Annotated in this window: 16 protein-coding genes and 1 pseudogene; 10 read left to right on the top strand and 7 right to left on the bottom strand. The window is 67.3% G+C overall.

Translation table 11 applies throughout. The features are described 5' to 3' along the window. The first annotated feature begins 329 nt into the window (after positions 1–329). The 5 genes from BLV92_RS13705 to BLV92_RS13685 all read left to right on the top strand — a co-directional run bounded on the left by BLV92_RS13705 (position 330) and on the right by BLV92_RS13685 (position 6,961). Complete coding sequence (locus BLV92_RS13705) at positions 330–1,067, top strand: RNase A-like domain-containing protein (protein WP_167627078.1); 738 nt, start codon at positions 330–332, stop codon at positions 1,065–1,067. Positions 1,068–1,076: 9 nt separating this feature from the next. Next, entirely contained in the window at positions 1,077–1,661 is a 585-nt protein-coding gene (locus tag BLV92_RS32075) for a contact-dependent growth inhibition system immunity protein (protein WP_167627056.1), read from the top strand. Between the two features lie 225 nt (positions 1,662–1,886). Then, a complete protein-coding gene (locus BLV92_RS13695) occupies positions 1,887–3,875 on the top strand; it encodes a DNA topoisomerase IV subunit B (protein WP_090545715.1) in 1,989 nt (662 codons plus the stop codon). Between the two features lie 60 nt (positions 3,876–3,935). Next, positions 3,936–6,254, top strand: a complete 2,319-nt coding sequence (parC, locus tag BLV92_RS13690; RefSeq protein ID WP_090545713.1) for a DNA topoisomerase IV subunit A — start codon at positions 3,936–3,938, stop codon at positions 6,252–6,254. Between the two features lie 248 nt (positions 6,255–6,502). Beyond that, a complete protein-coding gene (locus BLV92_RS13685; RefSeq protein ID WP_090545711.1) occupies positions 6,503–6,961 on the top strand; it encodes a CopD family protein in 459 nt (152 codons plus the stop codon). 78 nt (positions 6,962–7,039) lie between these two features. On the opposite strand, the gene BLV92_RS13680 is transcribed toward BLV92_RS13685, so the two are convergent. From BLV92_RS13680 to BLV92_RS13655, 6 genes are all read right to left on the bottom strand, one after another. Further along, positions 7,040–9,286 carry a bifunctional diguanylate cyclase/phosphodiesterase gene (locus BLV92_RS13680; RefSeq protein ID WP_090547073.1) on the bottom strand — a complete coding sequence of 749 codons (2,247 nt, stop codon included), beginning with the start codon at positions 9,284–9,286 and terminating at the stop codon, positions 7,040–7,042. A gap of 476 nt (positions 9,287–9,762) precedes the next feature. Continuing rightward, positions 9,763–10,647 (bottom strand): PhzF family phenazine biosynthesis protein, encoded by an 885-nt coding sequence (locus tag BLV92_RS13675; RefSeq protein WP_090545709.1) that lies wholly within the window; start codon positions 10,645–10,647, stop codon positions 9,763–9,765. Between the two features lie 103 nt (positions 10,648–10,750). Beyond that, entirely contained in the window at positions 10,751–11,215 is a 465-nt protein-coding gene (locus BLV92_RS13670) for a RidA family protein (protein ID WP_090545707.1), read from the bottom strand. Positions 11,216–11,398: 183 nt separating this feature from the next. After that, the gene (locus BLV92_RS13665; RefSeq protein ID WP_090545705.1) at positions 11,399–12,598 is read right to left on the bottom strand and encodes an aminotransferase-like domain-containing protein; all 1,200 of its coding nucleotides are present in this window, start codon (positions 12,596–12,598) and stop codon (positions 11,399–11,401) included. Between the two features lie 119 nt (positions 12,599–12,717). Continuing rightward, a complete protein-coding gene (locus tag BLV92_RS13660; RefSeq protein WP_090545703.1) occupies positions 12,718–13,626 on the bottom strand; it encodes a DMT family transporter in 909 nt (302 codons plus the stop codon). A 71-nt stretch (positions 13,627–13,697) separates the two neighbouring features. Beyond that, positions 13,698–14,378, bottom strand: coding sequence for a VOC family protein (locus BLV92_RS13655; protein WP_090545701.1), 681 nt, complete (start codon positions 14,376–14,378; stop codon positions 13,698–13,700). A gap of 250 nt (positions 14,379–14,628) precedes the next feature. On the opposite strand from BLV92_RS13655, the gene BLV92_RS13650 reads away from it, so the two are divergent. From BLV92_RS13650 to BLV92_RS33085, 5 genes and pseudogenes are all read left to right on the top strand, one after another. After that, positions 14,629–16,140, top strand: coding sequence for an aminotransferase-like domain-containing protein (locus BLV92_RS13650; protein WP_090545699.1), 1,512 nt, complete (start codon positions 14,629–14,631; stop codon positions 16,138–16,140). Positions 16,141–16,300: 160 nt separating this feature from the next. Continuing rightward, positions 16,301–18,214, top strand: coding sequence for a molecular chaperone HtpG (htpG, locus tag BLV92_RS13645; RefSeq protein ID WP_090545697.1), 1,914 nt, complete (start codon positions 16,301–16,303; stop codon positions 18,212–18,214). Between the two features lie 186 nt (positions 18,215–18,400). Beyond that, complete coding sequence (locus BLV92_RS13640) at positions 18,401–19,081, top strand: chorismate--pyruvate lyase family protein (protein ID WP_090545695.1); 681 nt, start codon at positions 18,401–18,403, stop codon at positions 19,079–19,081. Then, positions 19,081–19,560, top strand: coding sequence for a DNA-deoxyinosine glycosylase (locus BLV92_RS13635; RefSeq protein ID WP_090545693.1), 480 nt, complete (start codon positions 19,081–19,083; stop codon positions 19,558–19,560). The genes BLV92_RS13640 and BLV92_RS13635 overlap by 1 nt, the downstream gene beginning before the upstream one ends. Positions 19,561–19,862: 302 nt before the next feature. Then, positions 19,863–20,066, top strand: a pseudogene (locus tag BLV92_RS33085) (glutathione S-transferase family protein); the annotation flags it as partial. Between the two features lie 451 nt (positions 20,067–20,517). Here the strand turns inward: BLV92_RS33085 and BLV92_RS13625 are convergent. Continuing rightward, positions 20,518–21,213 carry a P-loop NTPase family protein gene (locus BLV92_RS13625; protein ID WP_090545691.1) on the bottom strand — a complete coding sequence of 232 codons (696 nt, stop codon included), beginning with the start codon at positions 21,211–21,213 and terminating at the stop codon, positions 20,518–20,520. Between the last annotated feature and the right edge of the window lie 291 nt (positions 21,214–21,504).

Here is a 21,504-nt window from a genome sequence, read left to right as displayed (position 1 = left end):
GTGCGCGGCGTGCCGGCTGCTTTCGTTGCGGCCGTCGCGTCGTTGTGCCATTCGGCGAGTGCGGGCGGCGCGCGGCCGCGCGCCGCAGCGAGCCCGAGCCTCGTCGCCCGGCCGAAGCTCTTTTCCCCGCCTGCCTCGCGTGCCCGATCCATGAATGCGACCGCCGGCATGCCCACGCGCTGAAAACTCCAGAATCAGCGGTCGCCCATTCCGTACCGCCGGGCCTGTCTGCCAGCATCGAAATCCCGAACGAACAGACAGGGATTTTCGTATGGCGCAGGCGGATAAAGGCGGCGGTGCTGGCTCGCGAATCGATCAGCCGGACCGAAATGCTTTCGAACCAGCTATGGGGCGGGCTACAGGTCGTGGGCGGCGTGCTGGAAATGGTGGGGGCAGGCGTGCTGTGCGTGATGCCGGAACCGACGATGGCGAGCAAGATCGGCTGCGTCGCGTTCGGGGCGCACGGCTCGGATACGGTGGCCGCGGGCTTGCGGCAAATCTGGACCGGGCTGGACACGGCCACGCTGACCCGTCAGGGCACGACGAAGCTGGCCGAGGTGCTGAACGTCGATCCTGCGATGGCGGACAACATCGGCTTGTCGATCGATATCGCCGTACCGTTCGGCTTTGCGGGCTCGCTGAAGGCCGCACGCGCCGCACAGGTCACGATGGGCCGCATCCGCCTGGAGATGCATGAGGCGAGGGCGGGAAGTCGGGTCGGCGGGCATACCATTGCGAAGCATGTTGGGCGGACGGAGGCGCAGTTGCGGGAAAGATTGATGCACGAACCCGACATCCGCGCGGTGTCCTCGTTCGTCAATCTCGAACAGGCCGAATGGGCGATATCCAGGGTGCTTCAGATCCATGCCCAAGGCATTCAGGCGTGGGCGCATGGTCCTGGCCGGCGCGCGCCTCTTACGCTGATGCAACGGATTGCAGGCAATATCGGCTACGGAATCGTGCGAAAAGAAGGAAAGCTCAAGCGAATGAACAGGGTAAAAGTCGTACTGAAGTTCGAATCGCACAACGATATGCCGCACTATGTCGTGACGGCTTACCTCGAATGAGGGCGAACGATGTCATCGGATCATGACTGGGTGCTGGAAAATTTTCTGGAGGCGTATTGGGGCCGCGAATCTGGTCTGATCGAAAAATCGCTTCCGCAAATCGTTTCCTGCTACCGAAGAGAAAGCCGGCGCGACCAGCATCGGGAGATGGCTCGCGAAATCGACGCGTACATGGAGCAGCATCGCGCTGATCTGGAGCCTGCGTTCAAACGAGATTTTGGACCGGTTGTCGATCCGGCATCATGGGGCTGCACGGCGGTTGCGTTTCTCGCCGACATAAGGCGTCTGCTGATCGAGGACGGGGAAACGATGCCGGCGGAGCGTTACCCTCAGATGGGACTGATCTTCGGCGTGTATTTCGGGCAGGATTTCGATCTGTTCGGAAACACCGTGCAGGAAGTCGTCTCCAGCTATAGAAACGACTGCCCCGAATATCGGAATCTCCCGGTCGAACTGGATTCATTCACCGCGGAACATCCCCACGACCTCGATGCTGGGTTCGAGCGCGATTTCGGATCCGACTTCGACCCGGAACTGTGGGGCTACACAACCGCCTCCTTTTTCAACGAACTGAAGCGCCTGCTGCTAGACTAACCGGCCCATCCCCCTATCCGGTCAGCCACTCCCCCTCCTGCAAATTGCCGCGCGCGAGCAAATCAGTACAATACCTCGCGAATATGCGCGGCGCCTGCCCATGCGGCGGGCGGACCCGCGCACCCTGTTGTTTCGTTTCGCCCTTTTTGAAAACTCGACGCGTTTCCACGCGGCTGTCCACAGCGTCTGTGGAAAGCGCGTCGAAACCGACGGACCGGATCCGCCATGTCTACGAAGAAGTCCAACGCTGCGTATAGCGAAGCGTCGATCAAGGTGCTCAAGGGCCTTGAGCCCGTCCGGCAACGGCCGGGCATGTACACGCGCACCGAGAATCCGCTGCACATCATCCAGGAAGTCATCGACAACGCGTCCGACGAGGCGCTCGGCGGCTACGGCCGCCGCATCACGGTCACGCTGCACGCGGACCAGTCGGTGTCGGTCGAGGACGACGGTCGCGGCATTCCGTTCGGCCTGCATCCGGAAGAACGCGTGCCGGTCGTCGAGATCGTGTTCACGCGGCTGCACGCGGGCGGCAAGTTCGACAAGGCCGCCGGCGGCGCGTACACGTTCTCGGGCGGCCTGCACGGCGTCGGCGTGTCGGTGACGAACGCGCTGTCCACGCGGCTCGACGTCACGGTGTGGCGCGACGGCAAGGTCGCGGAGGTCGGCTTCGCGCACGGCGACGTCGCGAAGCAGCTGCAGACGCGCAACGCCGCGCGCGACGAGAAAAAAACCGGCACGCGCGTGACCGCGTGGCCCGATCCGAAGTATTTCGACTCGCCGAACCTGCCGCTCGGCGAACTCCAGCGTCTGCTGCGCTCGAAGGCGGTGCTGCTGCCGGGCGTCGAAGTCGAACTGATCAACGAAAAGACCGGCGAGCGCCAGAGCTGGAAGTACGAAGACGGCCTGCGCGGTTACCTGCTCGAAGGGATGGGCGGCAGCGATCTGCTGATTCCGCTGTTCGAAGGCGAGCGTTACGCGGACAACTCGCGCGCGGGCGACGACACGACGTTCGCGGAAGGCGAGGGCGCCGCCTGGGTCGTCGCGTGGAGCGAGGAAGGCTCGCTTACGCGCGAGTCGTACGTGAACCTGATTCCGACGCCCGCCGGCGGCACGCACGAGTCCGGCCTGCGCGACGGCCTCTTCCAGGCGGTGAAGAGTTTCGTCGAGTTGCACAACCTTCAGCCGAAGGGCGTGAAGCTGCTCGCGGAAGACGTGTTCGCGCGCGTGTCGTTCGTGCTGTCCGCGAAGGTGCTCGACCCGCAGTTCCAGGGGCAGATCAAGGAGCGGCTGAACAGCCGCGACGCGGTGAAGCTCGTCTCGTCGTTCGCGCGGCCCGCGCTCGAATTGTGGCTGAACCAGCACGTCGAGCACGGCAAGAAGCTCGCGGACCTCGTCATCAAGCAGGCGCAGGCGCGCACGCGCGCGGGCCAGAAGGTCGAGAAGCGCAAGAGTTCCGGCGTCGCGGTGCTGCCCGGCAAGCTGACCGACTGCGAATCGACGGAAATCGGGCGCAACGAACTGTTCCTCGTCGAAGGCGATTCGGCGGGCGGCTCCGCGAAGATGGGCCGCGACAAGGAATACCAGGCGATCCTGCCGCTGCGCGGCAAGGTGCTGAACACGTGGGAGACCGAGCGCGACCGCCTGTTCGCGAACAACGAGGTGCACGACATCTCGGTGGCGATCGGCGTCGATCCGCACGGCCCCGACGAAACGATCGACCTGACGAACCTGCGCTACGGCAAGATCTGCATCCTGTCCGATGCCGACGTGGACGGCTCGCACATCCAGGTGTTGCTGCTCACGCTGTTCTTCAAGCACTTCCCGCAACTGATCGAGCGCGGTCACGTGCACGTCGCGCGGCCGCCGCTCTTTCGCGTCGATGCGCCCGCGCGCGGCAAGAAGCCCGCGCAGAAGCTGTACGCGCTCGACGAGGGCGAACTCGACGCGATTCTCGACAAGCTGCGCAAGGACGGCGTGCGCGACACGCAATGGACGATCAGCCGCTTCAAGGGCCTCGGCGAAATGAGCGCCGAGCAGTTGTGGGACACGACGATGAACCCGGATACGCGGCGGCTGTCGCCGATCGCGCTGGGCGACCTCGACTTCGATGCGACCGTCGCGCGGATGACGATGCTGATGGGCAAGGGCGAGGCGGCGTCGCGCCGCAGCTGGCTCGAAGAGAAGGGCAACGAGGTCGAAGCGGACATCTGACGGCGCGGCGCACCCGCTCCCGCCACGCCATCTCATGCGCGAATCACACGGATTGACTGAATGAACCAAGACGATCTTTTCACCGAACCGGCCACCGCGCCCGACGGCGATTTCCTGACGCTCGGCCACTACGCGGAGCGCGCGTATCTCGACTACGCGGTGAGCGTGGTGAAGGGCCGCGCGCTGCCGGACGTCTGCGACGGCCAGAAGCCGGTGCAGCGCCGCATCCTGTTCGCGATGAACGAGATGGGCCTGTCCGACAACGCGAAGCCGGTGAAGTCCGCGCGCGTCGTCGGCGACGTGCTCGGCAAGTATCACCCGCACGGCGACCAGTCCGCGTACGACGCGCTGGTGCGGCTCGCGCAGGACTTCTCGATGCGTTATCCGCTGATCGACGGCCAGGGCAACTTCGGCTCGCGCGACGGCGACGGCGCGGCGGCGATGCGCTACACCGAAGCGCGCCTCACGCCGATCGCGAAGCTGCTGCTCGACGAAATCAACATGGGCACGGTTGATTTCATGCCGAACTACGACGGCTCGTTCGAGGAGCCGCGCACGCTGCCCGCGCGGCTGCCGATGCTGCTGCTGAACGGCGCATCGGGCATCGCGGTCGGCCTCGCGACCGAGATCCCGTCGCACAACCTGCGCGAAGTCGCGGCGGCGGCGGTCGCGCTGATCCGCAATCCGCGCATGTCGCACGCGGAACTGATGGAGAAGGTTCCCGGGCCGGACTTCCCGGGCGGCGGCCAGATCATTTCGAGCGAGGCGGAGATCGCCGCCGCGTACGAGACCGGGCGCGGCAGCCTGAAGGTGCGCGCGCGCTGGAAGATCGAGGAGATGGCGCGCGGCCAGTGGCAACTGGTGATCACCGAACTGCCGCCGAACACGTCGGGCCAGAAGGTGCTCGAGGAGATCGAGGAACTGACGAACCCGAAGATCAAGCTCGGCAAGAAGACGCTGACGCCGGAACAGCTGCAGACGAAGCAGTCGATGCTCGCGCTGCTCGACACGGTGCGCGACGAGTCCGGCAAGGACGCGCCGGTGCGCCTCGTGTTCGAGCCGAAGACGAGCCGCATCGACCAGACCGAGTTCGTCACGTCGCTGCTCGCGAACACGAGCCTCGAATCGAACGCGCCGCTGAACCTCGTGATGATCGGCGCGGACGGGCGTCCGCGCCAGAAGGGGATCGGCGAGATCCTGCAGGAGTGGGTCGGGTTCCGCTTCGCGACGCTCACGCGCCGCACGCAGCATCGGCTGACGAAGGTGGACGACCGCATCCACATCCTCGAAGGGCGGATGATCGTCTTCCTGAACATCGACGAGGTGATCCGCATCATTCGCGAGGCCGACGAGCCGAAGGCCGCGCTGATGTCCGCGTTTGGCCTCTCGGAGCGCCAGGCCGAGGACATTCTCGAAATCCGGCTGCGTCAGCTGGCGCGGCTCGAAAAGATCAAGATCGAGAAGGAACTCGAAGAACTGCGCGACGAGAAGGCGAAACTCGAAGAACTGCTCGCGAACGAGTCGTCGATGAAGCGGCTGATGATCCGTGAGATCGAGGCGGACGCGAAGCAGTACGGCGACGAGCGCCGCACGCTGATCCAGCAGGAGAAGCGCGCGACGTTCGAAGTGCGCGTCGTCGACGAGCCGGTGACGGTGGTCGTGTCGCAGAAGGGCTGGGTGCGCGCGCTGAAGGGCCACGGGCTCGATCCGGCCGGCTTCATGTTCAAGGCGGGCGACGGGCTCTATGGCGTGTTCCAGTGCCGCACGCCGGACACGCTGATCGCGTGGGGCAGCAACGGCCGCGTGTATTCGGTCGCGGTGGCGCTGCTGCCGGGCGGGCGCGGCGACGGCGTGCCGGTCACGTCGCTGATCGAACTCGAAGCGGGCTCGCATCTGTTGCACTACTTCGCCGCGCCGGCCGACCAGGCGCTGCTGCTTGCGTCGAGCAACGGTTTCGGTTTCGTCGCGAAGATCGGCGACATGGTGAGCCGCGTGAAGGCGGGCAAGTCGTTCATGACGATCGACGCGGGCGAGACGCCGCTCGCGCCGATGCCGATGCTGCCGGACGCAACGCAGGTCGCGTGCCTGTCCGGCGGCGGGCGGCTGCTGGTGTTCGGCCTCGACGAGATGAAGACGCTGGCGGGCGGCGGACGCGGCGTCACGCTGATGGCGCTCGACGACAACGAGAAGCTCGTGCAGGCGCTCGCGATCAACAAGGCGGGCGTCCTGCTGCTCGGTACCGGCCGCGGCGGCAAGGCCGGCGAGGAACGGCTCGCGGGCGGCGCGCTGGAGCCGCACGTCGGCAAGCGCGCGCGCAAGGGCCGCGCGCCGGACACGAAGCTGAAGGTGAGCGGCATGCGTCCCGTGCTCGCGGGCTGAGCGGGCCGGCTCGCATTGCGGGCGCGATGCGCGCATGCCAGGTGCCAGCGCATCGGCACTATGAGCGCGCGCGGCCGCGGCATGGAATAATGCCGCGCAGCCGCGTGCGCGCCGCACGGCGCACTGAAGCATGCGCTGAACCGAATGCGCGCTGGCCGGTCGAACGCAGTCCGTGCGCCGGCCGGCGTCGCGTTTCGCGCACGGCCCCGCAATGCCGTTCAATCCACGAAAACAAAGGAACCTGCCCCATGGGCCACGCGATCGTAGTCGCGCTTTTTCTGCATCTGCTGGCTGTCGCCGTCTGGGTCGGCGGCATGATCTTCGCGCATTTCTGCCTGCGCCCCGCGCTCGAAGACCTGTCGCCGCAACTGCGGCTGCCGCTGTGGGAGTCGGTGTTCGGCCGCTTCTTCAACTGGGTCGGCGGCGCGGTGATCGTGATCCTGCTGTCCGGCGGGTTCCTGCTGATGCAGTTCGGCGGCGGTCATGCGACGTGGCAACTGCATGCGATGGCCGGCCTCGGCGTGCTGATGATGCTGATCTTCGGCCACATCCGCTTCGCGCTGTTTCCGCGCGTGCGCCGCGCGGTGCAGGCGCAACGCTGGCCCGACGGCGCGCGCGCGGTCGGCACGGTGCGCCGGCTCGTCGTCGTGAACATCGTGCTCGGCGTCGTGACGATCGGCGTCGCGCTGCTCGCGCGCGGTTTCTGATTTCCGGGTCACGCGGGGCGCCACGCCGCCCCGCTGCCGTTTCCCTTCGCTCTCTTCGTAACGCGCCGACGCGCGCGTTCAGCGCGGCTGCGGCGCGTCGCTGACGCGCTCCGCCAGCCGTTCGCGCCGGCCCGCCGCCACGTCGACGCCGCAGACGCCGTAACGCTCGATCAGCGCCGGCACGTCGCTCGCCGGCACCGGCCGCGAGAACAGGAACCCCTGCGCCTCGATCGGCCCGAGCGCCGACAGCCACGCGACCTGCTCCTCGGTCTCGGTGCCTTCGACGACCACCGTGAGCCCGAGCGAGCGCGCGAGGTTCACGATCGCGGACACCATCACGCATACGCTGCGGTCGGCCGGAATCGCCTGCACGAACGAGCGGTCCACCTTCAGCGTGTCGACCTTGAAGCGGCTCAGGTACGACAGCGACGAATAACCGGTGCCGAAGTCGTCGAGCGCGATATGCACGCCGAGCCGCTTCAGCGCGAAGATCTTCTCGGACACGAGGTCCGGATACTCCATCATCGCGGTTTCGGTGATCTCCAGTTCGAGCCGGCGCGCATCGATGCCGGTCGATTCGATCGCATGCGCGACGGTCTCGTACAGGTCGCCGCGCCAGAACTGCACGGCCGAGATGTTGACCGCGAGCGTCAGCGTTTCGTGACCTTCGCGTTGCCATTGCGCAAGTTGCGCGCAGGCGGTGCGGATCACGAAATCGCCGATCGGCACGATCAGCCCGGTCGATTCGGCAACCGGAATGAATTCGCCCGCGGGGATCAGCCCGTACTGCGGATGGTTCCAGCGCGCCAGGGCCTCGAAGCCGGTGATGCAGCGCCGGCGCAGGTCGATCTTCGGCTGGTACGCGAGGAAGATCTGGCCGTCGTCGAGCGCGACGCGTAGCTGCTGCTCCCACTTCATCAGATGGTCGGCGCGATGCCCGAGCTGCGGCGAGTAGAACCGGAAGCAGTTGCGGCCCGCTTCCTTCGCCGCGTACATCGCGAGGTCCGCTTTCTTCAGCAGGTCGATCTCGCTTTCGTGCTCGACCGTGAAGAGCGCGATGCCGGTGCTCGCATGCAGCACGAAGGTGCTGCCGCGCACGTCGAACGGATGCATGAACGCCGCGCCGGTCGCTTCCGCGAGCGCGACCGCGCGTTCCTCGATGTCGTCGCCTTTCACGATCACGACGAACTCGTCGCCGCCGATCCGCGACAGCGTGCCGGCGCTGCCGACCGCGTCCGCGAGCCGCGCGGCGCTCATCTGCAGCACGATGTCGCCGGCGTTGTGGCCGAGCGTGTCGTTGACGGTCTTGAAGTTGTCCAGGTCGATGAACAGGATCGCGAGCCGGCCGAGGTTGCCCGGCTGCGTGACCTCGTGGCGCAGCCGCTGCAGCGTCGAATAGCGGTTCGGCAGGCCGGTCAGGATGTCGTACTGCACGAGCTGGGTCATCTCGCGCTCGCGGCCGAGCAGCTTGCCGATCAGCCCGGTCGCGACCGCGAAGAACGACAGGATCGCGAGCGACACGAACGTCGCCATCAGCAGATAGACGTCGCGCGTGTGGTGGTAGTCCGCGAACTCCTCGGCCTCGGACAGCCCGACCAGCACGCCGAGCGGATAACCGTCGATGTGCCGGTACGACACGAGCCGCGTGACCTGGTCGATCGGGTCCGCATAGATGCCCGATACATGTTCGGACAACGGATAGACGCCGCTCGCGGAGAACGTGCCGGCCGCGTGCTCGGCGCTGCCGGTGCGGCGCGCGAGCACCGCGCCGTCGTCGGACACCACCGCGATCACGCCGTCCCGGCCGATCGCCGCGTTGTTGTAGAAGTCGCTCGTGAAGTAGCTCGGGTCCTCGGACACCACGACGACGCCCGCGAACGAACCGTCCGGATGGTTGAGCCGCCGCGTGAACTGCAACGTCTGGTGGCCGGACAGGCGGCCGGTCAGCGGCCGGCTGATGAACAGCTGGTCGGTGTTCGCGCGTTGATGGACGCGGAAGTGCTCGCGGTCGGAGAGGTCGATCGGCTTCGGATTCGAATCCGACGTGTTCGCGACGAGGCGGCCCCGCGCGTCGAGCAGCGACACCTGCACGAGCGAGTCGCTTTGCACGACCGCGTTGTCGACGGTGGTCGCGAGGTCGAAATGGGCCGGCGCCTTTTCATATTCGTATTTGACGAAGCGGGTGATCTGGTCGACCTGATGGATCGCCTTCACCGTGTGCTGTTCGAGCGCGGCCGACAGGATCGCGGCCGACGCGCTCGCCTCGCGCAGCGTCGCTTCCTTTTCGACCGACAGCCGGGTGAAGATCACCGCCCACAGCACCATCAGCACCAGCACGCCGAGCACCGGGATCACGAGCAGCGCACGCGGATGCGTGAGCCGCGTGGCTGGCTCGTTGCGCAGGCCGGCGCCCGGCAGGTGGGGGCGCCCGGTCACGCGGCTCGTCCCCGCCGCGTGCGCGGCCTCTGTCGCCGCGGCTGCGGTGAGCGTGACGGCAATGAAACGGACGAATGCATCGGCGACATCGCAGCGAGGACAACGGATGGGAGGGTGCCGGAACGGCCGAACGGGCACCGGGCGCAGAACGCGCCCGGTGATTCGATATTAGCGGGAGAGAATTGATTAAGGAAGCGTTCCCAGTGCGGGTATACGCGCGTTGCATCGTTTCTTTCCCGCGCCGCGCAACCGTTGGGCATAGATGCGCGAACGCGCATCGCACGGGCGGCGCGAGACCGTTGCGTGCCGGATCGGGTGCGAAAGCGGATGCGAAACGTTTACAAGCCGGTTTGCAGCCCGCGGGATCACGGAAGCCGGCAGGTGCCGTCGAACACCGTCACCGATTCGCCGCCGATCCACGTCTTGCCCGCATCGTCGTCGTATTCGACGCGGATGCGGCCGTCGCGGCCGATCGCGGTGCCCTGGCGCGCGGTATAGCGCGGGCCGGGGCGGCGCTGCTGCTGCGTCAGCAGGCCGGCGATCGCGGCGTTCGCGCTGCCGGTCACCGGGTCTTCGCCGACGCCGAAGCTGTCGCCGACCATCAGGCAGCGGACCTCGAACGTCGCCGGGCCGCCGGCCGGATGCGGGCCATAGGCGGCGACGCCGTGCGCGCCGGCGGCATGCACGATCGACGCGAGCGCCTGGGTATCCGGCGCGAGCGCGAGGCACGCGGCGGCCGACTGCATCCGCACGACGAGCCACGGCGCGCCGTTGTTCACCGCGGTCGGCGCGGCGGAGAAGTCGATCGCGTCGGTGCGCAGCGCCGCGGCCAGCGCGTCGTATTGCGACGGCGGCAGCGGCGCGACGCGCGCGGGCGGCGCGCTGAACGCCCAGCCGCCGTCGCGCTGTTCGGCCAGTTCGACGAGACCGACGCCGCATTGCTGCACGAGCCGGCCCGGGGTTTTCGGCCGGTAGCCGCTGTCGAGCAGCGCGTGCGCGGTGCCGAGCGTCGGATGGCCGGCGAACGGCAGCTCGCCGCCGGTCGTGAAGATGCGCACGCGATAGTCGGCGGCCGGATCGGTCGGCGCGACGACGAAAGTGGTTTCGGACAGGTTGGTCCAGCGGGCGATCGACTGCATCTGCGCGTCGTCGAGCGCATCGGCGTCGAACACGACCGCGAGCGCGTTGCCCTTGAACGGAACCGGCGTGAACACGTCGACCTGCTTGAAGCGAACGGTGCGGGCGGTCATCGGGAGATTGGCGTGGAGGGGACGGGACGGGCTCGCGGCGGCGAGCCCGTCGAGGCGACGGCCGCGATCAGCGCGGCTCGCGTGATCGACGGGATCGACGCCGTTATGCGACTTCGGCGATCAGTTCGATCTCGACGCACGCGCCGAGCGGAATCTGCGCGACGCCGAACGCCGAGCGCGCGTGCTTGCCGCGCTCGCCGAACACGTCCGCGATCAGTTCGGACGCGCCGTTCGTCACGATGTGCTGCTCGGTGAACGTGAGCGTCGAGTTCACGAGGCTCATCAGCTTCACGATCCGCGTGACCTTGTTCAGGTCGCCGGTATGCGCGTGCAGCGTCGCGAGCAGGTCGATCGCGATCGCGCGCGCGGCGGCCTTGCCTTCGTCGGTGGTCAGCGTGTCGCCGAGCTTGCCGGCCCACACCTTGCCGTCCTTCTTCGCGATGTGTCCGGACAGGTACACGGTGTTGCCGCTCTGCGCGCTCATCACGTACGCGGCGGCCGGGGCGCCGGCCACCGGCAGTTCGATGCCGAGTTGTTCGAGCCGGTCGTAGACGTTGAGGTCAGCCATGATCAGGGGTCCTTTACGGAAAGGTGAACGGGAAAGGTGAACGGAAGAAAACCGGAGCAATGCGGACCGCCGTCGTTGTCGCCGCTGTCGTTGCCGCACGCGTGGCGCGGCGGACAGGCGGACAGACGGACAGACGGACAGACGGACAGACGGTCATCGGACGGCCGGCGGCCGGTGCTGCAATCAGGCCCGCGCGCGGATCAGCGCGGCGAGCGTCGCGATGCCTTCGTCGATCTTCGCGGGCGGCACCGTGACGAACGACAGCCGCAGCGTGTTGTGCTGCGCGTCGTTCGCATAAAACGGCGCGCCCGGCACGAACGCGACGTTCCGCGCGACCGCCTCTTCGAGCAGCTTCATCGTGTCGATGTGCGCGGGCAGGCTCGCCCAGATGAACATGCCGCCTTCGGGCCGGTTCCACGTGACGCCTTCCGGCATGTAGCGTTCGAGCGCCGCGATCATCGCGTCGCACTGGCTGCGGTACAGCGTGCGGATCTTCGGCACGTGGGTGTCGAGGAAACCGTCCTTCACGACCTCGTGCACGATGCGCTGCGTGAAGCTCGGCGTGTGCAGGTCGGTCGCCTGCTTCGCCTGCACGAGTTTGAAGTGCAGATCCTCGGGCGCGATGATGTAGCCGACCCGCAGCCCCGGCGCGAGCACCTTCGAGAACGAGCCGAGATGCACGATGTGCTCCGGCGCCATCGACAGGAGCGTCGGCAGCGGCTCGCCCGCGTAGTCGAGCGCGCCGTACGGATCGTCTTCGACGATCGGGAACGGCGCGCGTTTCGCGAATTCCGCGAGCGCGCGGCGGCGCTCCAGCGGCAGCCGGCGGCCGGTCGGGTTCTGGAAGTTCGGGATCGCGTACAGCACGCGCGCGTCGGCGGTCAGGTCCGGCGCCAGGGTTTCGGGAATCAGCCCGCGTTCGTCGGTGGGCAACTGCACGTAGCGCGGCTCGTACAGCGAGAACGACTGCAATGCGCCGAGGTAGGTCGGCGTCTCGACCAGCACCGGCTTGCCGGGCGACACCAGCACCTTGCCGAGCAGGTCGAGCGCCTGCTGGGAGCCGGTCGTGATCAGCACCTGCGACGCGCGGATCTGCACGCCGCCGGTCGAATGGCGCGCGGCGATCCACTCGCGCAGCGGCAGGTAACCTTCGGTCGCGCTGTACTGGAGCGCGGCGGCCGGCTCGTCGCGCAGGATGCGGTCGGCGGCGGCGCGCATTTCCTCGGCCGGGAACGTCGCCGGCGACGGCAGGCCGCCCGCGAACGAGATGACTTCAGGCCGTTCGGTGACCTTCAGGATCTCGCGGATCGCGGAACTGGTCAGCTTGAGCGCGCGTTCGGACAGTTGCCACGCGGGCGCGGCTTGAAGATCGCTATGGTCCATGAAGTCTCCTCGTGGGTCGGTGGTGAATGCGGGTGAATGCGGTCGTGGGTTCGTTGCGCGCCGCGCGGTGCAAAAAGCGGGATGGGGCAGGTCGAAACGTTCGATTATGACGCGATTCGTCAGGCGGCGCGAACCGGCAGCGGCGCGCTGCGGACCGTCGCGCGCCGGCCGAGCACGACGGTCGCGATCACGGCCGCCGCGTACAGCCACGCGGACGGCGCGACCGGCTCGCCGAACAGCAGCGCCGACAGCGCGATCGTGAAGAAAATCTGCAATAGCTGCACCTGGCCGACGCGCGCGGTGCCGCCCATCGCGAGCCCCGCGTACCACGCGAAGAAGCCGATGAACTGCGAGAACAGCGTCACGTAGCCGAACGCGAGCCATGTCCTCATCGCGACCGGCCCCGGATGATGCAGATGATGGTCCCACGCGAGCCAGCCGACCGGCAGCGCGAGGAACGGCGCGGACAGCACGAGCGCCCAGCAGATCACCTGCCAGCCGCCGAGCGTGCGCGCGAGCCGCGCGCCTTCCGCGTAACCGAGCGCGCCGATGCCGACCGCGACGAGCATCCAGAAGTCGCCCGCGTGCAGCGCGCCGCCGCCGGCCTGCAACGCGAACGCGACGACGAGCGCGCTGCCGGCGAGCGCGCTCGCCCAGAACGCCTTCGACGGCCGCTCGCGCGACAGCCATGCCGCGTAGATCGCGACCGCGAGCGGCTGCAGGCCGTTGACGATCGCGCCGTGCGACGCCGGCACCGTCTTCATCGCCCACGCGGAGAACACCGGGAACGCGACGATCACGCCGAGCGAGACGACCGCGAGGCTTTTCATCTGCGGCCACGTCGGCCATGACTCGCGACGCCACGCGAGCAGCGCGGCGGCCGGCACCGCGGCCACGAGCGCGCGGCCGAGGCCGTTCAGCAGCGGATGGAATTCGGCGACGACGATGCGCGTCATCGGCAGCGTGAGACTGAAGATCGTCACGCCGACGAGGCCGAGCAGCATGCCTTGGGTTTCGCGGGCTTTCATGGCTTCGTGGGTCCGGGCGGGTTCGTGTGGTTCGCTTGTTTTAGGATGCTTGCTTCGGGTGCTTTCGGACGTCACGCGCCGAGTCTGCGCAGGCCCGACGGGGTTTCGAATTCGGCGGCCAGCGCGGGCGCGTCGGCGGCCTGCACGTCGATCAGGTGCGCGGCGCCGAGCCATTCGAGTTGCTCGCGCACGACGTCGGCCCGCGGATGGAAGCCGTGCAGCGCCTTCAGCGCGAGGCCCGAGTCGGGCAGCGTTTGCGACGGGTGGCGCGGCGTGTCCCACTGGATCAGCGACGGCAGCACGCCGTCGCCCGCCTCCTGCCACGCGGGGAACGCGCCGTCGCCGGGGACCGTCAGCGACCACGCGAAGTCGCCGCGCGTCATCGGCACGACGTCCGCGATGCGCGCCGGATACTGCGCGCGCCAGCGTTCGAGGTTCCTCGGCGGCTCGACGCGCGCGACCCAGTGCGACAGGTACGGGCCGCTTGCGAGCCGCGTCTGCATGGCCGGGTCGTCGAATGCGAACAGGCGCGGGCGGGCAGCGGTGTCGGACGCAGCGGCCGGGTCGATCGCGATCACCTCCAGATACGCGCCGCCCCACAGGCCGAGCAGCCGGTTGTGCGTGCGCATCAGCGGATGCGCGCCGCCGCCGGCCGGCGCGACGCCGAGCGTGTCGGTCACGTACTGCACGCCCTCTGCGAGCGTGCGGGCGGAAACGACGAGATGATCGAGGCTCAGGCGAAGTGCGGTCATGACGGACGGCTCGGCGTAACGCGTAACGATGGGGCGGCGACACGGTGAAACGGGGCGGCGAAGCGGCCGGTCCGGCGCAGGCGCGGGCCGTCGGGCGCGGCAGCCTGGCAAGGTACGGAACCTGCGGACGCGGCGTGATCGCCGCCGCGCCGGAACCTTACCGGTACGCACGACAGCAAATGTACCGGCTCGCACCTGCACAGTAACGGTACAATCCGGCCGATAGTGTTCGGTACAGTTGGAGGAGACCATGTCGTCCGTCGCACTCGACCAGATACCCGCTCCGCATGACGCGGCCGCGCTGACGCTCGTCGACCAGCTCGTGCAGTGGGGCCGGCGCCGCATCGACGAACGCGTGTTCCGCCCCGGCATGCGGATGCCGTCGATCCGCAAGCTCGCGCTCGACAAGGGCGTGTCGCGCTTCACGGTCGTCGAGGCATACGAACGGCTCGTCGCGCAGGGTTACCTCGATTCGCGGCGCGGCTCCGGCTTCTACGTGCGCGAGCGGCCCGCGGGTTTCGCGCCCGCCGAGCGGCGCGGCGCGGACGCGGGCGCGCCGGCCGTAACCCTCGTCAGCCCGGACCCGGCGCCCGCGCCGTCGACGATCGACGTCGTCTGGCTGCTGCGGAACATGCTGCATACGTCGACGCGGCCGGAGAAAGGGCCGGGCCTCGGTTATCTGCCGGCGCGATGGCTCGACGGCGAGCTGATCAGCGGCGCACTGCGCTCGCTCGGCCGCCACAGCGGCGTGCAACTGCTCGGCTTCGGCTCGCCGCAGGGGTTCCTGCCGTTACGCCAGCAGTTGCAGACCCGCCTCGCGGAACTGGAGATCGGCGCGACGCCGGACCAGATCGTGATGGTGTCCGGCGTCACCCAGGCGATCGACCTGCTCGCGCGCCTCTACGTGCAGCCGGGCGACACGGTGATCGTCGGCGATCCCGCGTGGTTCCAGATGTTCGGGCGTTTCGCGTCGCAGGGCGCGCGGCTCGTCGGGATGCCGTACACGCCCGAAGGCCCGGACCTCGACGCGCTGGAAGCGCTGGTGGAAACCTGGCGGCCGAAGATGCTGGTCATCAACTCGGTGCTGCAGAACCCCACCGGCACGTCGCTGAGCGCCGCGCAGGCGTTCCGGATCCTGCGGCTCGCGGAGCAGTACGGCTTCATCGTCGTCGAGGACGACATCTACGGCGACCTGTGCCCGGCCGGTTATCCGGCGACGCGGCTCGCGAGCCTCGACCAGTTGCGCCGCGTGATCTACCTCGGCAGCTTTTCGAAGACGCTCGCGCCGAACCTGCGGGTCGGCTTCATCGCATCCGCGCTCGACGTCGCGCAGGCGGTCAGCGACCAGAAGATGCTGGTCGGCATGACGAGCCCCGAACTGAACGAGCGCGTGCTGTATCGTGTGCTGACCGAAGGGCACTACCGCCGCCATGTCGAACGCTTGCGCGCGCGGCTCGACGGCGTGCGCGACAAGGCCGCGCGGATGCTGGAGCGCGCGGGGCTGAGGCTCTTTCTCGCGCCGGGCGCCGGCATGTTCCTGTGGGCGGACGCCGGCGTCGACGCGGACGCGCTGACCGCCGCCGGACACGAGGCGGGTTTCCTGCTCGCGCCGGGCAGCCTGTTTTCGCCGCATCAGTCGCCGACCACGTGGCTGCGCTTCAACGTTGCGAACTGCGGGGATCCGGGGTTGGCCGCGTTCCTCGCGCGGTATCTCGACGGCGTCGCGCGGCGCGCGCCGACCGGCGGACCGGCGAACCCTTGAAACACGTGCGGCCGTCCCCATCTGCGCGGGCGGCGTGCCGCAGGGAGCCGCGCCGGCCACGCCGGCCGGTCCGCGCGACGGACGGCACCGGGGGCAGCGGGCCACGCGCCGCCGCCCGCGATTCACTCATCAGCTCAGCAACGAAACAGGGACTTCGACCATGGCACAAGAAACCATGAGCTTCCAGGCGGAAGTGAAACAGCTTCTGCACCTGATGATCCATTCGCTGTACAGCAACAAGGAAATCTTCCTGCGCGAGCTGGTCTCGAACGCATCGGACGCGGCCGACAAGCTGCGCTTCGAGGCGATCGCGAACAGCGCGCTGTACGAGAACGATCCGAACCTGCGCATCCGCGTCGCGTTCGACAAGGCCGCGCGCACCGTCACGATCGACGACAACGGCATCGGCATGAGCCGCGACGAGGCCGTGTCGCACCTCGGCACGATCGCGAAGTCGGGCACCAAGGAATTCTTCGGCAAGCTGTCCGGCGACCAGCAGAAGGACGCCGCGCTGATCGGCCAGTTCGGCGTCGGCTTCTATTCGGGCTTCATCGTCGCCGACCGCATCACCGTCGAGAGCCGCCGCGCGGGTCTGCCGGCATCCGAGGGCGTGCGCTGGGAAAGCGCCGGCGAAGGCGACTTCTCGGTCGAGACGATCGAGCGCGCGCAGCGCGGCACCACGATCACGCTGCATCTGCGCGAAGGCGAGGACGACCTGCTGTCCGCGTGGAAGCTCAAGACGATCATCCAGAAGTATTCGGACCACGTCGCGCTGCCGATCCTGATGCAAAAGGAAGAGTGGGATCAGGAAAAAGGCGAGATGGTCGCGAAGGACGAGGACGAGACCGTCAACCAGGCGAGCGCGCTGTGGACGCGCTCGAAGAACGAGATCACCGACGAGCAGTATCAGCAGTTCTACCAGCACCTCGCGCACGATTCCCAGGACCCGCTCGCGTGGACGCACAACCGTGTCGAAGGCCGCAGCGAATACACGCAACTGCTGTACGTGCCGGCGCATGCGCCGTTCGACCTGTGGAACCGCGATCATCGCGGCGGGCTGAAGCTGTACGTGAAGCGCGTGTTCATCATGGACGACGCCGAACAGTTGCTGCCGTCCTATCTGCGCTTCGTGAAGGGCGTCGTCGATTCGAGCGATCTGCCGCTCAACGTGTCGCGCGAAATCCTGCAGGAGAGCCGCGACGTGCGCGCGATCCGCGACGGCGTGACGAAGCGGGTGCTGTCGGTGCTCGAAGAACTCGCGAACGCGCAGGGCGATGCCGAGGCCACGGACGAAGCGAAGGCGAAGTACGCAACCTTCTGGACCGAGTTCGGCCAGGTGCTGAAGGAAGGCATCGGCGAGGACCATGCGAACCGCGACCGCATCGCGAAGCTGCTGCGCTTCGCGTCGACGCACAACGACAGCGGCGAGCAGAACGTGTCGCTTGCCGATTACGTCGCGCGGATGAAACCCGAGCAGACGAAGATCTACTACGTGACCGCCGATACGTGGCAGGCCGCGAAGAACAGCCCGCACCTCGAAGTGTTCCGCAAGAAGGGCGTCGAGGTGCTGCTGCTGACCGACCGCGTCGACGAGTGGATGCTGTCGTTCCTGACCGAGTTCGACGGCAAGCCGCTCGCGAGCGTCGCGCGCGGCGACCTCGACCTCGGCGCGCTGGACGACGCCGAGAAGGAGCAGCAGGAGAAGGTCAACGAGGAACTGAAGCCGCTCGTCGAGCGGATGAAGGGCGCGCTGAAGGACAAGGCGAAGGACGTGCGGCTGACGTTCCGTCTGACCGATTCGCCGTCGTGCCTCGTCGCGGACGACGGCGACATGAGCGGCTACCTGCAGCGGATGCTGAAGGCGGCCGGCCAGCAGGCGCCGACGTTCCAGCCGATTCTCGAAGTGAACCCCGAGCATCCGCTCGTGAAGGCGCTGAACACCGATAGCGCGGAGTTCAGCGATTGGTGCCACCTGCTGTTCGACCAGGCGCTGCTCGCCGAAGGCGGCTCGCTCGAAGACCCGGCGAGCTTCGTGAAGCGCACGAACGCGCTGCTGCTCGCGAAGGCCGGTTAACACGCGAGAAAGCGCGACCCGGGCGGTGTGTCCGCGATGCGGGCCGTCGCCGTCGGGTGGTTCGCCGGGCTATTCGTCGAGTGGTTCGACCGCACACCCCGCATGGCGCGATGCCTGCGGGGTGTCGCTTTTTCGGGATGCCGCCGGCGGCGCGGCGCGTGTGGGCGCCGGCCTATAATGCGCGCCATGCCTATCCGATTCGATGCCGCTGACGGGCGCTGGCGCGAGACGCCGCTGCCCGGCTTCACCGTTCACCAGAAAGACTGGCTCACGCGCGGCGGCTCGCTGACCGCGCATCTGCGCACGCTCGGCGCGGTCGACGTGCGCGTCACGCGCGAGGCGTTCGCTCGGCCATGGCCCGACGAATGCGCGGCGCTGCGGCTCGCGCCGCGCGAGCCCGCGTGGGTGCGCGAGGTCGTGCTGTCCGTCGACGGCGCGCCGTGCGTCGCCGCGCATAGCGTGACGCCGCTGCGCGCGAGCGTCGGCGTGTGGCAGGCGATGCGGCGGCTGCGCACGCGGCCGCTGGCGGAACTGCTGTATAGCGACAGCGAGGTCGGGCGCTCGGCGCTCGTGAGCCGGCGGGTGAATGCGCGGCATCCGCTGTATGCGCTGGCGGCGGTCGAGTTGTCCGGGGACGCGCTGCCCTATGCGTTCGTGGCGCGGCGGTCGGTGTTCGAGCGGCATCACGAGCCGCTGATGGTCACCGAATGCATGCTGCCGGCCTTGTGGGCGCGGCTGGCGGCGGGGGCGCGCGACGCGGACGCTGCGGCTTTAGCCTCGCGCGGCGTTCATCCGGCGCGCGAGCGCGGGCCGCTCGGGCATACCGCTTCGCACGCGCACGGCGCGGACGACAGGGCGGGGCGTTGATGCTGAAAGGGTTCCCGCCGGTTATCGCGGCCGACACGACGCATACGCTGGTGCTCGGGAGTTTTCCGGGGGAGGCATCGCTTGCCGCCGCGCAGTATTACGCGCATCCGCGGAATCAGTTCTGGCGGCTGTTGGGGGCCGTGATCGGCGAGCCTTCGCTGCACGAATTGCCCTATGACGACCGGCTGGTTCGCGTGCTCGCGCACGGCATCGGCATATGGGACGTGCTCGATGCGTGTCATCGCGAAGGGAGCCTCGATTCGGCCATCCGCCATGCGCAGCCCAATGACTTCGATTCGCTGCGCGAGCATGCGCCGTTGTTGAAGAAGGTCTGCTTCAACGGGAAGACGGCGGGGCGGTTTGCGCCGGTCATCGCTGCCGCGGGGTATGACACGCTCGTGTTGCCTTCTTCCAGTCCGGCTTATGCGATGCTTTCGTTCGAAGAGAAGCTGGTTGTTTGGCGGCAGATTCCTGTTTGATGTTCACCGCGCTCTCTCGGAGACGGGGGCTATGTCCGGATAGGGTTGGCACATTGCGGCCCGAACGGACGGACGCCATGCTGGGCCAATAACGGCTCTTTCCGGATGGGCGCAGACGTTCGTGCACAAGCTGTCATGGAAGGCAGGCGAACCTCGCATTAATGTCCGCCTTGCCGTGGTCATAGGCTGCGAAAACCAGCGGACAACCCTCCCAAGGGCCATGTTATTCAAATGACGACAGTGAAACTGTTCTATTACCCCAGCAACGCGAGCATAAGTCCGTCGAATACTTACGGCTCAATCCGACCGGATTGATCCCTGTGCTGGTTGATGGCGACCTGGTGTTGTACGAGACCGCCGCCATTTGTTTGCACCTGGCGGATACGAACCCGGCGAGCGGGCTTGCTCCCGAACTGGGGACGATGGAGCGTGCGCAGTTCTATAAATGGTTGATGTGGCTAACGAATACGCTGCAAACGGCACTGATCGTCTATTACTACCCTTAGCGATGGGTCGATCCGGAGAATTCAATCGGCGCGCAACAGATTCGGGCTCACGCCGAATCGAAGATTACGACTTTGCTCAACCAGCTGGAGGTTCAGCTTCATTCGAGCGGCGGCCCGTGGCTGCTGGGCCAGCACTACACGGTATTGGACCCCTATGCGCTTATGCTTGCAGATGGACGCGCGGATTCGCGAAGCCGGCGCGCGAGTGGTCGCTACTCGGCGCGTACCTGCAACGCGTGCTTGCACGTCCCGCGGTTCAGCGGGCGATCAAGACGGAACGGCTCGGTGAACCATTGGTGTAGTCGCTTTCGCCGGATAGAGGGCGTTGGGCGCCATCTTCAGGCGTTGCAGCAGCGTCCCAATCCCCTGATTTGTCGCTGGTCGCGCGTCGCCCGCGACCTTCTCGTCCGGGACCCAATGTGCAGCACGCCGCGCAGCAGTGGCGACGACCCTACAAGTCGAGCTTTTCCAGCTCCGCATAAGCGCGCTGCAGCCATATCTTGACGCGCTGCCGCTCCAGCAACCCGAGCCCGGTGGCGGCGCGGTCCGGATGGTTGACTGCCGCCCAGAAGCTGGCGCTTTGCCGATCGATTTTCTGCATCGTCGTGTCGGGCAGATGACGCAGCGTAACCACGCTGGCGCCGAGTGATTCGGCTCGCTCGCGCTCGCCGGATGCGTCCAGAATCTCGAAACGATCGCCGCGAACTTCGTTCAGCACGATGACCAGCTTGATGCGTCCGCCGAACTCGTCGAGCCATTGCCGCAGCAGTTCGACCGAATCGCGTCCGGTGTCCATGACATGCCACCACGTTAGCGCGAGCCCCTGTTCTTCGGCGAAACCGAGTACGTCCGAATCGTCGAGCCAGCTGACGAGCGATTGCTGCGTCTGGGCCGCGAGATCGACCAGGACGCGTCGCTGCGGATCCGCGAGGGCCGATTCCATGACGGGATCGAGACTGTCATGCTGATCGAGCACGGCAGGCTCGGCAAAATCGGCATAGAACCGCAGCAGCGCGCCGTGCGACCGGTCGGTATCGAAGCCGACGAAGGGCATGCTCCGGTCGATGAAATACTGGGCTAACACGCGGGCGACGAGCGATTTGCCGACGCCGCCTTTTTCCCCGCCGATGAAGTGGATCGTGCTCATGCTTGAGAACCCCGTGTTGTGTGGCAGGTATGGCCGGAAACGGACGCCGGCAGTTTTGGCGATGTTGCGGCGGAACGGATCGGGTCCGAAGAAAATGCGCGCGTGGCAGCAGCATGCTGTGCGAGCGGCAGAGGTGTCAAACTGGACAAAATATTCATGCGCTCTGACGGTTTCGGGGTTCGGTGATGGGCGACTTTTCGCTCCACGCGTTGCATGATGACCCGCGATGGGTTCGCATGCTCGCGCATGGCATCGGCAGATGGGAAGCGTTCAATGCCTGTCATCGCGAAC

Source organism: Paraburkholderia caballeronis (assembly GCF_900104845.1).
GTDB classification, from domain to species: domain Bacteria; phylum Pseudomonadota; class Gammaproteobacteria; order Burkholderiales; family Burkholderiaceae; genus Paraburkholderia; species Paraburkholderia caballeronis.
The sequence above is the reverse complement of the archived record's forward strand: the minus strand, read 5'-3'. Positions and strand labels throughout refer to the sequence as shown.